Source organism: Candidatus Hodarchaeum mangrovi (assembly GCF_975850365.1).
This window is the reverse complement of the sequence record NZ_CDLCQJ010000149.1, coordinates 1-12574: the sequence shown is the minus strand read 5'-3', so window position 1 is coordinate 12574 and position 12574 is coordinate 1. Positions and strand designations below refer to the sequence as shown.

Annotated in this window: 10 protein-coding genes; 2 read left to right on the top strand and 8 right to left on the bottom strand. The window is 32.4% G+C overall.

From position 1 onward, the window contains the following. Nucleotides 1-72: 72 nt before the first annotated feature. A complete protein-coding gene (locus tag ACWVCY_RS14445; RefSeq protein WP_455143748.1) occupies nt 73-1962 on the top strand; it encodes a CPBP family intramembrane glutamic endopeptidase in 1890 nt (629 codons plus the stop codon). A gap of 117 nt (nt 1963-2079) precedes the next feature. On the opposite strand, the gene ACWVCY_RS14440 is transcribed toward ACWVCY_RS14445, so the two are convergent. From ACWVCY_RS14440 to ACWVCY_RS14410, 7 genes are all read right to left on the bottom strand, one after another. After that, nucleotides 2080-3768 (bottom strand): hypothetical protein, encoded by a 1689-nt coding sequence (locus tag ACWVCY_RS14440; protein WP_455143746.1) that lies wholly within the window; start codon nt 3766-3768, stop codon nt 2080-2082. Nucleotides 3769-4074: 306 nt separating this feature from the next. Next, nucleotides 4075-4479, bottom strand: coding sequence for a hypothetical protein (locus tag ACWVCY_RS14435; protein WP_455143744.1), 405 nt, complete (start codon nt 4477-4479; stop codon nt 4075-4077). Between the two features lie 212 nt (nt 4480-4691). Next, on the bottom strand, nt 4692-5885 hold the full coding sequence (locus ACWVCY_RS14430) for an ABC transporter permease (protein WP_455143743.1): 1194 nt from the start codon (nt 5883-5885) through the stop codon (nt 4692-4694). Between the two features lie 9 nt (nt 5886-5894). Then, a complete protein-coding gene (locus tag ACWVCY_RS14425) occupies nt 5895-7460 on the bottom strand; it encodes a COG1361 S-layer family protein (RefSeq protein WP_455143741.1) in 1566 nt (521 codons plus the stop codon). A 13-nt stretch (nt 7461-7473) separates the two neighbouring features. Beyond that, on the bottom strand, nt 7474-8610 hold the full coding sequence (locus tag ACWVCY_RS14420) for an ABC transporter ATP-binding protein (RefSeq protein ID WP_455143740.1): 1137 nt from the start codon (nt 8608-8610) through the stop codon (nt 7474-7476). Nucleotides 8611-8732: 122 nt separating this feature from the next. After that, a complete protein-coding gene (locus ACWVCY_RS14415; protein ID WP_455143739.1) occupies nt 8733-9386 on the bottom strand; it encodes a helix-turn-helix transcriptional regulator in 654 nt (217 codons plus the stop codon). 129 nt (nt 9387-9515) lie between these two features. Then, on the bottom strand, nt 9516-10739 hold the full coding sequence (locus ACWVCY_RS14410) for an MFS transporter (RefSeq protein ID WP_455143737.1): 1224 nt from the start codon (nt 10737-10739) through the stop codon (nt 9516-9518). Nucleotides 10740-10940: 201 nt separating this feature from the next. Here ACWVCY_RS14410 and ACWVCY_RS14405 point away from each other — a divergent pair, with 201 nt between their 5' ends. Next, on the top strand, nt 10941-11681 hold the full coding sequence (locus ACWVCY_RS14405) for a DinB family protein (RefSeq protein WP_455143735.1): 741 nt from the start codon (nt 10941-10943) through the stop codon (nt 11679-11681). A 129-nt stretch (nt 11682-11810) separates the two neighbouring features. On the opposite strand, the gene ACWVCY_RS14400 is transcribed toward ACWVCY_RS14405, so the two are convergent. Beyond that, the coding region (locus ACWVCY_RS14400; RefSeq protein WP_455143733.1) for a hypothetical protein at nt 11811-12574 on the bottom strand (764 nt) is incomplete at its 5' end.

Here is a 12574-nt window from a genome sequence, read left to right as displayed (position 1 = left end):
AAATAATTCTTGTAGTTTAAACCATAAGAATTTTCGAAGAAAAAATTCTCTTCGTTAAGTGAGAGAAATCATTTGAAATCTATTCTGACAGAAATAGATAGAAGAGTTCCATTTCCCCTTTTACTTATAATTATGTTCATTTGTCTCGATCTATTGATTTATTTTTTAATAGATCTCCTTCTTACTTTTACAGAACATTTTTTTTTCAGGAATGAACCTTTTCAACCCAATATTCAGACTCTATTTGCTTTATTAATAGGAAAATCTATTTCTTTGATAGTTATAATATTATCTCTGCGTTCTAACTTTTTTAAACTTGATTCTTGCTATTCTTCTTCCAAATATGGGTATAAAAATATTGGGATTGCAATCATAATTTCTGTTACATTCATATTGGTTCTTAAATATGAGATTGTTAATATATTCACAACATTTTTTGGCGAAATCCAAGCAAATTTAATATATTGGCCAAATCCGATTTTTAAACCGAGTTCATATCATATTTCATATTTAATCCTTTTTACTCTTATATTCTTAATACTCAAACCTCTCTGGGAAGAAATAATTTTTCGACGGATACTAATCGCTACATTAATGAAAAGAGGTTTTAATCAAATTTTTGCCATTATCCTTTCATCACTTATATTTTCTTTCTATTTACTAATTTATATTCTAGTTGAAGTTTCCTTTTCTGATTTAAGTTGGTATTTAATCACCAGTATTTCCAGTGGTTTGCTTCTAGGTTCAATTTATGTCAAAACAGAGCGTATAAAATTTAGTTTTTTAGTAAGTAGTTTATCTAATTTTTTCCTACTTTTTATCTATTTATCTGTTGAACATTTTGAATTTATTCCATATAGAGAGATTATTTTATTGTTTAGCTTAGTTCCAGTATTATTCACAATATTAATTATCTCTTACTATATTATTCGGAAGTATCTAGATCAAAAAATTTCCATATCATCATTAAAGGAAAATCTGAACTCGAATCTTTTAATTAGCTGGCCTAAATCATTAAAAATGAAAAATTATTTGTATACAATCTTTTTAATCCTTCCTATCATCCCATTTGGTAGTATTATCTTCATTGACCACACAATTCTTTTTGTCGATATATGGGCAAAGCTAATTCAAAATGGGCTTATAATAATTCTCCTTATTTTGATCCTTTTTTACAGTTATTCCTCCATTCATCAGCAATTGGGTCAATATACAGATAACGAAACGAATCTTCTAACAATAAATCTAACAACAATAAAAGCAAAGGTTAAATCAATTAATAAAGAATCTTTAAATAATTTTTTTCGTGTCTTTTTTTCCCAAATAGCAATATCCATAATAATTATTGGTATCCTTTCACCTTTTTATATCCTTAGTGTTTCCTCTTTGACGAAAATTGAGATAATTATTATATGGCAAGCCTTGGTTGATGTTAAAATCACAATTGCCCAAAATCCATTTTTCACCTTTCAACATATTATCAATGAAATCAGAAGTAATATTGTGTTTATTGGGAATAAGACTGAAGAAATATATCAATTTTTGCCTTTTCAACAATCTCTTGGGAAATGGAATTTCTTACCAGACACTTATATGGCAAGTGAGGCCGATTGGATACATGGTCTAGTTACAGTGGTAATTTGGTTTATCATAATAATATTTTGTATTTACATAATTCAAAATGGGAAGAAATACCCTTTAAAAACCATTTTAGGGGTTGTTCTCCTAGTAGTCCTTAATTTTTTTTGGATTTTACTTGTATTGGGTTTAGGTTCAATATCGGAACAAGGAGGTCCTAGCACGATTCCTTCACTTAATCAAACCTCAATATTATTGCAATTCAATATTTCAGTAAAGGAATTTATGATTCTTCCCATTGGATTGATTTTTCTGTTAATAGGTGCGATATTAATTGCTATTCAATATTTATATCGTAAGAATAGACTAGAGAGAAGGAAATAATCTTACTCTTATATTATTCTAAATATTAATTAAAAAGAGAATTTTTTTTGTCTATGAAATTCTATTAATTAAAAAAATAAGATTGATAAAAAAAAATAGAAAGAAGTAAAATTTTACTTACTTTCGTTTTTTGGAGAAGCTGACCACAATAACCATTACTGCTAATGGGATGATGAATTCAAACCCAGGAGTAAGTCCAGGACTCTCCTCTCCAAAAGGACTGGCTTTTACTGGGTCTGGAATACTACTAACTCTATCTGATCGAGCCTCAAGATGAATTTCAAGATTTACTGATCCTGTTTCTGGTGTACTTCCATCTAATGGTATATCTGTGACACTTAAAGTAGCTACAATGTCCTCTCCTGCACCAGCTAATAAACCTTCCTTTGTATATGCAAGCCAGCTATTAGTATCGGTAGTAAGTGATAGCATTGAAGTTGATGGAAGTTCTGGGGGCTTATCTTGCATTTGATTGGCGTGGAATTCTATGTCAAGTTTTCCTTCAGAATAAAAGAACATTATATTTCCACTTTCCCGTAGCTGATACAGTGTATCGTAATTATTAAGGTCAATACCTAGATCTGTAACACTTTCTTCTGTAAAGAATGACTCAAGACTTTTCTCTAAAATCTCCACGATTCCAGAAATAGAATGTGTCGAGGCTGACCACATATCCCAATCAGGAGTAATGCCTGGGGCTCCTAACGGAATAAGTGCTACACTTGGACTCCAAGCATCGTAGGGGGTAATAGAATAGGTATCTTCGTATACTGGAAAACCTGTGAATCCATTCCACCAAAGTTCGCTTACTGTTTCCACAAGTTGTGCTTGCTCAGGATCATAAACTTCTATCCTTGTTCTATAGTAACATCCTGTAGTAGCTTCAACATCATATTTTAAAACATTCACTCCGTTAAGGTCATTGATGAAATCTTGAGCATAAGTTAGAGCATCATCAATCTGATCGTTTGTTGCTGTAGAAAATCCAGTAATAGAATAGGTCATTTCAGCTGTTGGTAAACTAACTACTATATCATTTAAATTCGTTATCTCTGGGGGAAGAGGATTCTGTTGTTTTTCAGTGAATGTAAGAGCTAACTCAAGATGATTACTAATTCCATCACCAGTAATATCTCCATCAACAGTTCCTGTTATACTCTTAAAAACACCTGGATTTTCTCCTTCTCGGAACCATACAGCTGTCACTACAATGTTTACTCCATCAGGAGTGGTTCCATCAATTTTGACACTAAAATCTGAACCTGCTTCATTTGTTATTGTGACAGTGACTTCTGAACTGGATAAATTGGACAATTCATCTGCATATCGGTTCCATTCAGTAGGATTAAGATAGAAGGGTACTCCACCGGCATCCTCTGTTTCATCAAGCATTGCGATAAAGTCAGTTCCTGGTAATGATCCAATACCAATACCAATACCTTTCTCTAGGTTGAATTGGGGTCCAATGATATCGATGACCTCTTGAGGTGTATCATCTGGTAGTGGAATAACAATAGTCTTTCCTAGAATGACATAAAAATCTAGTAAATAATATCCGTTCGAATAGGTATCCATTACCTTGACTCCTAAAGTACTTCCTGAGAGGTCAAGAACAAATGCTTCTAAATCAAATGGTGCTTCTTCTGGGGGTATCAATTCTTTCCAAGGGACATCCCACGTACTGATATTATAGACGAAAGTATCCCCTGGGTCAATATTCGCTGGTGTAGTAGCATTACTACCTGAAAAAAATGAGAATAATAGTAAAATACTCACTACCAACGGTAAAAAAGTTAATTTTTTCATATTTTTTTCACCTTTAAATTCTTAATTTTCATCCATAGATGGAGAAAATATGAATCAATATTTTTTAATGAATCTGTAGATAAAAGCCTATCCTTATTCTTCATTAGTGTTTTAATTTTAACGAATAGTAAAAGCTATTATGAAGAGAGAATAAGACCGAATAGAGTGGGATGTGAAGGAATTGGTTATATAGCTTTTCCATTAACCATTACAAAGACCATTATCTAAATCCTCAAGGATTATGGTATATGGGGATATTTCCTGTTTCTTTTAAACAATATTTTTTCTAGCGTTTTGCAATTAGGATTAAATATTATCTAAATCAGCTTTTTTATGAATTTCAATAACATAATTCTCTATATAAAAGGAAATAGCAAATCCTGCGAAGAAAATAAAGTGATAAAGTCCATAAAAAGCATATATACCATCAATCGTATGATAAAGCGAATCCCAAATTGTTGCTAGGGAGCTAAGCCCGTAAAATAATATACTAATTCTCACAAAACTATTGACATCGTACCATGAATTATTACGATAAGCTAAAAAAGATCCTATTGAGAAGGTTAAAAGTACTGCACCATACCAGGGGTCAAAAGGAGTATATTCAAGTCGTAAATCATTGGGTAGAATAGAATTAATCCCTAAAACTGCACCTATTAAAAAATTCAACAAAAAGGTAATTCGCAACCAACTAGAATAGTTTTTTTTCATTTCATCTCCCTTTTTAATGATATTAATATCTTGATAATTCTTTTCCTTTAAATATTCAATTATCGAGGCACTAATTCTTTTAATCTTTGGATTTTTAATACTATTCGAGAAGATTCGAGGTTTATTCTTCTATAAAAAGTCTCTTGAGATTTGAGTTAATAAACAACCATTTTTCTTAAGTAAAGTAGAGATAATAAAATAATAATAATTCGTTATTCCTTTCGTAAGGCAACTACAGGATCTAATTCCGCTGCACGCCAAGCAGGATAAAAACCAGATGCCATTGATAAGGCTACTGCCAAAACCCAAGTGAATACGAATATATGAGGTTCAAAAATAGGTTTTAAATTCCAACCTTCACCTCCCCTTGTTACCAATTCATTCATGATATAACCCAACACTATACCTAAGCCTAATCCAATTGTCCCTCCAATAATCCCTATAATGAGGGCTTCATTTAAAAACAGGGCAAGAATTTGTCTTTTTTTATATCCCAAGGCTTTTAATGTTCCTATTTCCTTAATTCTCTCCATCATCGAAGTATATAATGTAGTAATTATACCAACAGCTGCTACACCAAGTGATACGATAGCGATATTGTTTACAAAATTCGCCACTGCTCCACTGATATTATTAATTGATCGAACAATAGTACTTGGATTGAAGATCGAGACATCATATTCTTCCTGAATCTTATCACGTATTTGATCATTCAGAGTCTTATCTTCACTAACTACGTAAAATCCGTCATAGATACCTTTTCGATCAAAAAAATAATTTGCTTCTCGCAATGAGATGAAACACATTTCATCTACTGGCATTCCTATCGCTGAGGCACCAATCTCATTAATTATTCCTCGCAGAAAAAAGCTTTTCTTTTCTATAATCACTCGTCGTCCATCAGATTTCTGATACTGTAATTTTACAACGTCACCTATACCTGCAAGGGGAGTTTTACTCTCTGGTTCAATGAGGTCTATCCCCATGATAACTCCAAAACTATCGGTCTCAGAAACAATCTCTCCCTCCTTGAGTTCAAAAGATGCGAAGATAATAGGTAATTGCGCTTGTTCCATTCCGACAACAATACTAGTTCGTTCTCCATTTATTGTTGAGACAATAATTCCATTTTGAATATAAGGAACCACCTCAGAAATCCCATCAATCCGTCTTATCTTCTCAATATCTTGATCAGTCAATTGTAAATCCGTACTACGAGGACTAGCAATTAAGATATTTGGACTTAAAATATCAAATTGGTCTTCAATATAAACAACGGTCCCTTCTGACATCCCATTGACTGCAATAATTAAAGCTGATCCTATAAGAACCATTGTGATCGTTAATATCGACCGAAGCTTTCGATCTGATAAGGCCTGCCATGAAAGTCTCAAGAAGGAAGTCAATTTTTTACATCACTTTTTCTTTTTTCGATAAAAAACATAACTAACCGTTATAATTGTCCCAACACCAAGTAGAACAGCTATTCCAGAACCAATAACTCCTTCGTCAATTTGAAAATTAGAATTTTCCTTAGAGCTAGTGGATGCTGACAGAACTGTTATTGTAAAATTAATAGAGAGAATATAGGTAGTAAAAAACTCATCTTGATAAAAAACAATACAGGAAATGAGATGGTTTCCAATTGTAGCGTTCTGATTAATAACAGCGCTAAGTGTAAATGGAAGAGGGCTATCTGGTTCTAGTTCACCTAAATAACTTTTACTATTCTTGGTTTCAATGAGTATTCCTTCATCATTTTTAAGTGAAGTATTAGTAAATATTGCATTAATGTTTCCAGTGTTAAGCAAAGTAGCAGATATTAAAACTGTTCCACCTCTATTAATAGTAGCGCTTGAGATTTCTGAGTTGAATACAGATACTCTTATGAATCCAGTGATGATTAAACCTATAGATAAAATTTCCATATAATTTGTACCATATTGATCTTTAAAAGAGACAGTAAACACTGCTGCACCTGTTGCTCCCATTGCTGACATAGGAGTGAATATTTTAAGTGGAAATGATATTTGAGTACCTGCGGAAACATTATAAAATGTCCATGAAGAATTACCTTGCACAATTAAAGGAGATGGATCTTGTAAGTCAATATCAGTCGTACCCTTCCATAAATTATTAATGAGAGTTAGATAAAGCTCTGTAGTAGTTCCTGCTTTTAGATATTGAGTATCAATACTAAGTTGAGAGTTACTAGAAACTTGTGTTTCTACCATCCATGTTCGTGAGATACTGGTTTCATCATCAGATACTGTTAATAAGACTTCTTGTACCCCAACTTTATTTTGTGCAATAAAAAGAAAGTTAGACCGATTCAAATTGGAAATCGGAATGTCATCTACTTTCCAAGAATAAGTTAAGGAGTCATTATCATTATCAAAGCATATAACCGTAAAGTTTACTGTTTCAAGTAGATCTACAACTAATAATGCAGCTGTTGGGCGAACCCAGTTGATAACTGGTGGTGTATTTGGAATCTCTAGCATTATTTCAAATTTTGTGGGAGATCTAGGAATTAATTCTGTTCCTACTATAATAAAGTAAACAATTGTTAGGTTTGCAGAATAAGATCCTTTGACTGCATTTATATCAATATTTAGGTTAAAGATGAATTCAAAAGGGTCTCCTGTGAGGACTGAATATTGAGATACATTAAAGTAGGTACTTATAGTCTCTCCAATAGATGTTGCATTTAAATCGTTATCATTGCTATCTGAAAATGGAAATGAAAGTGATAATATTCCTAGAACAGATGTTATGGTATTATTATGGAGATTTACAAGTTGAATTTGGAGTGGAACATTTGTTGCTCCTGGAGTTCGTGCTGCTAGCCAGTTAAGTTGATCTAAACGAAAATTTCCTTCTGTTTGAGCGTGTACAACGAAATTTGATTTAATTCCGTAAAATGTAGATAAGAGTATAAGACATAAAACGAAAAATAACCTCAGTCTAGATTTTTCCATATTATTCACATTCTTATAATTTAATATTTTCTTTTATACCTGCATTGGTGCCATCTTTAAGGTAGTAGATTCGATGAGACATGTTTGCTATCTCTGGATCGTGGGTCACAACAATAATGGTAACTCCTAAATCTCGGTTTAAATTTTGAAGAAGATCCATAATAACTAAACCCGAACGACTATCAAGGTTTCCTGTAGGCTCATCAGCTAATAAAATGGTAGGATCATTCATTAATGCCCTAGCAATGGCAACTCGTTGTTGTTCTCCCCCGCTTAAGGTTTTCGGCCGTCGGTCGTATTTATCTCCTATCCCGAGAGTGTGTAGGAGTTTTCTTGCTTTCATTTTTCGTTCTTCGGGACTGAGAGGAGTTACTAAAGAAGGGACTTCAACATTCTCTCCGACAGTTGAACGATTGATCAAATTGTATGCTTGAAAGATAAAACCAATTTTACGGTTTCTTAGCCAAGCTAATCCTTCATCATCCAAAGAAGAAATTTCAATACCATCAATATAAATTTCTCCACTTGAGGCTCGATCTAAGGCACCCAAACAATTCAAAAGAGTCGATTTACCACTTCCTGAAGGGCCCATAATTGCAATGAAGTCCCCTTTTCGGATTTGTAAATTGACATTTCTTAAAGCAAAAACTTCTAGTCCCAGGCCTAAATTATATTTTCTGGTGAGATTTTTAACTTCAATGGCAAATTCTGTTTCCTTTATACCTTCAAGTTTATGAGTAGTAGCTGATACATAGCTATGTTGGAGTTGATTCAGAACTATCATTCCACATACAAGAATACTCGATAAAAGAAGAATAATGGTTAATGATGGAATAAATATGGTCAAAGATGGAGTTATTATTAGTAATATACATTGAATCAGCAAATCAAATCCTATGGCAATTAATGCTATTATTATATTCATTTTTGAGCTAGTTAATGTTCCCATGAATCCTAGTAAAGAAAATAAAACCATAAACATAGGAATGATTGAAGAAAAAGGATAATCGAGAATAGTCAACGAAGATGTTAAGAATCCTGACATTTCAGATAATGCAAATAGTGTAGACGAGAGGAATAGAACAACAGCGATATCCTCAACTACTGATTGATCTGAATGAAGGATCTTATCCCTTTTTACTTCTATCATATTCTTCAATAAGGAGAAGAAAGATTATCCTTAAAGCCTTCCGAAACATCCAGTTGGAATAAATAACAATTACATTAAAATTAAAAGAAAGTTAATTTATAAAAAGGAATAATGTAAGGTAATTACACTTTTTTGACCCGATATTGACAAAATCCATCTTCATTCTTTAAACACTGTTGTTTTTCTGCCTTAGAGCCAAGTAAAACTTCAACAATATTTTGATCAACTTCACATAATATGGAATGTTCTTTAACTACGCTAAAGAGTAAACAATTACTATTTCTGATATAATAAAATTCATCATCCTCAGATATTGTAGGATATTTTCCAAAATCTTCAAAAATCTTCACTAAAGTAATTATCCGCTGCTCAATGGTTATATCCTCATGATTGGCGTAATCAATTTTTATATCTTTTCCAATTGTTTGTCCAACATTAGTAAGGATTTTATGCATTCGTGATTCGCCCAGTTCTTTTTTCAACTCATCAATTAATGATATTGTGAATTCAGCATAAAACTTAGGAAAAAGGTCCAATGCTTTGCTACGAAGAGAATAACGTACAACTGGTCTTCCTATATCTTGTTTTTCAACTTTTTTTGCGATGTAATCACCTGATTCTAGCTCAAATAGATACTTACGTACTGCATTGGTACTTAAATCAACTTCAGCGGCGATTTCATTAATTGTTTTTCCTTTAAAATTCTCCTCTCTCGCAGGTGTGACTAAAAGGTACTGTAAAATCTTTTCTTTACTCGGATTCATTATTTCTGACATTAGTTATCCCTCATGAATCAATCCAGCTATAAACTTACAAAGTTAAATATTTTACATTTTTAAATTAAAATATTCAATAAATTCAAAAAATACTAGGGGGAATTTAAATAGTATTATAAACATAGTTTGTTAATCAGGAAGACTTGAAGGTAATTCTTCAACAGTAATGATTTTTTTCTTATTTAAAAATAAAAATACGGACACTATAATTGAAGGAAATAGGATCAGAAAAGATAAAATCCCTAAAGATCCCGGAAAAACCCTTTCAATAATAAATCCCCCTATCAGGGGAGCTAGAACTTGGGAAATACTTTGAAGAGAGTCAGCAACTCCCATTACTTTTCCACGGTTTGTTAGATCTGTTCGTATACTAATTTCACTGGTTAATGTAGGCCGAATAGTACCGGCTCCAAGACTAAACATTCCCATAATGACAAACATAAAGATACCTGATTTAATGAAGGCAATTTGTGAAAAGGCTAAAATCAATAATATTTGCCCAGAGATTAGTAATTTTTCTCTAGATAATACATTGACCAATTTCGGGAAAATACTTAGTTGAAATAATATTCTAATTAATCCTACAAACATGAGATAAATACCAACGGCTTCAGGACCCACTTGTAGTTGATATTCTGAAAAAAGGCCAAGATTGGCTGTTATTAATGAAAATGATAATACAAAAGCAAAGAAGTAAAATAAAATCAAACGGAACCTTTTATTAGAAAAACTAATTATAAGATCCTTAACTGGAATAATATCATTAAAAGAAATATTTAATCCCTTGTTATTTGTCACAGTTTCTTCTAGTAGGAAAAAAACCATGAATAATGTGATAATAGAAATTCCAGCAGCTAAAAATGAAGGAATACTATAATCAATCGTTGCTAAATATCCTCCCATAGCTGGACCAATAAAGAAACCTAAACCAAATACAGTACTCATATAACCAAATAATTTTGTCTGGGTTTTGTGATCTTCGTTTCGGATGATATCACCTAGATATGCTCTGGATAAAGTCATATTACTACCTAAAAGTCCATCAATAACACGAGATAACAAGACAATAAAGAGCGAATTGGCTAAACCTAACAAAGTAAAACCAACTACCGTCGAAAATTGGCTAATCAATAGTAGAGGTTTTCGTCCATATTTGTCACTCAGTTTTCCAATTATCGGTGAAGAAATGAATTGACAAAGTGCGAAGGATGCAATAATAAATCCTACCATAAAAGGGGAAGCTCCAAGATCAGTCGCTAGGTAAGGTAAAAACGGTAAAATTAAGCTCCATCCTAATACCTCAGTAAAAATGATTAGGAGAATGGTAAAGAATTCTTTTCTCAGTTGATTCACCGACTAACTTTTAAATAATTATATAAGAGTTTCCTGTTGTCAAAGTAATGACTGTATCTCTTCTTTTTCAATTCTCTAATCTAAGCTTATGTTCTTTACTTCCCTTCTTTCGTATATCAAATCAACCATGGTTTAATTAAAGAGACCAAATTATTTTTACTTAATCTATATTATTCAATTTGAAGTTCTGAGGTTTCAACCGTGCAATATGCGGCTATAGAAAACGGAACGAATGGGAAATGGTATGGTAGAATCATTAATTTACCAGGTTCTATAGCAAAAGCCAATTCTAGAGAAGAATTAATACTGAATTTAAAAACAGAGAAGCATGAGTATATTTTATGGTTGAAAAGATTTAAAGAAGACCTTTCAGGGATTCTTCTTGATAAAATAATCATAAAAGAAGAGATTTTAAATATCCCTCAATTGGGAGAATCTGGAGGAGCTGTGGCTCTTTTTGAACATGACAAACCAGCAGTTTCCTCGGAAAGGTTGAAAATTTATTTCAAGTTAATGGGATATTCCAGAAAGACTTTATTAGAACTTATTAGAGACATTCCGCCTGAAAAAATGACTGTACAAGTATCTCATAGTAATCGTACCATAATTCAAGTCTTGAACCACATCTGTAATGCTGAAGAGTGGTATAAGTCTAGATTGGGAAAAGAAGCTGATTTTATCTACGAGAAACATGTTGGAATGTCTGTAGACTGTCTTGATCAGAAGCCAATTGTTGAACGACTTGAGGTTGTCAGAAAAGGATGTATTAATGTACTCAAAGATTTAATTGTTCAAAAAGGAGCAATGATATTTACAAGAGACGCATACACCAATCACCCTGAGGAACCATGGACAGCTCATAAGGTTCTAAGACGATTTATTGAACATGAACGAGAACATTATTATTCGATTAGAACTATGAGACAGAGTTTGAATTTTTAAGTTTTTATATTTCTAAATCAAGCAATACGGGAATATATTACATAAAGAAATACTTGTCTCCAAATTTAATTGGTCAATAAGATTATCAGAAGAAAAAGAGAAATTAGGAAAGCATAGAATCTGTTATTACTATCTATGGTATTCTTTCCTTTTGAAATGGATTTTCTTGAAATAGCAAATCATCAGACCGATTACTATTATTTCAAGATGGAAACCTGGAATTCCTGCAAGAGTTGGCCCCTCATCTTTTACATTATCTGTTTGTAGTATAATTTTAATGTAGAGGTGATTTACAATTGTATCATCATCTTGTACATCAATTTCGCAAAGATAATAATCATCCGCGTCCATGGTACTATCCCATGAGTATTCATATAGAACCCACTCTGCTTCTGTCCCAATTAGTGTCATTTTATTGTCTATTACCATTCTACCCAGTTCAGGATTCCCTGTAATAGAACTAAACTCCTCTATGACATAAATTTTTAAATCAACATTAGTTATCTTCCGATCGTCTTTAGCTGCTATTTTAAAATAAATTTCTTTAGAAACTGGGTTATAGTTCACTAAATTACCCGCAGAAAGATAATCACTGAGATTTTCTGGGAGATCTGAAAGTGAAGGATTCCATTCTGGAGGGTTACTGACTGTTGGTCCTTCTTGACCACCAATAACAGTAAAACCTACTTTTGAATGTTCAGTGTGTTGATTCTCATCATTATCAATTACCGTGATGTTAAGGATTCGATATCCATTGATTTCAGTCGTTAAATCGTGAATATACTCATAATACCCAGTTAAAGGATTTAAATCCATTGTATACATTGGCCCTTGATCAATTTGCATTTTAACTGACTTTATTCCAAGATCGTCTGTAACCTGTACTTGAAATG

What these genes read in the sequence shown, in the direction of transcription:
- ACWVCY_RS14440 (WP_455143746.1), bottom strand. Translation starts at nt 3,768, where the DNA reads ATGAAAAAATTAACTTTTTTACCGTTGGTAGTGAGTATTTTACTATTA.
- ACWVCY_RS14435 (WP_455143744.1), bottom strand. Translation starts at nt 4,479, where the DNA reads ATGAAAAAAAACTATTCTAGTTGGTTGCGAATTACCTTTTTGTTGAAT.
- ACWVCY_RS14425 (WP_455143741.1), bottom strand. Translation starts at nt 7,460, where the DNA reads ATGGAAAAATCTAGACTGAGGTTATTTTTCGTTTTATGTCTTATACTC.
- ACWVCY_RS14420 (WP_455143740.1), bottom strand. Translation starts at nt 8,610, where the DNA reads ATGATAGAAGTAAAAAGGGATAAGATCCTTCATTCAGATCAATCAGTA.
- ACWVCY_RS14415 (WP_455143739.1), bottom strand. Translation starts at nt 9,386, where the DNA reads ATGTCAGAAATAATGAATCCGAGTAAAGAAAAGATTTTACAGTACCTT.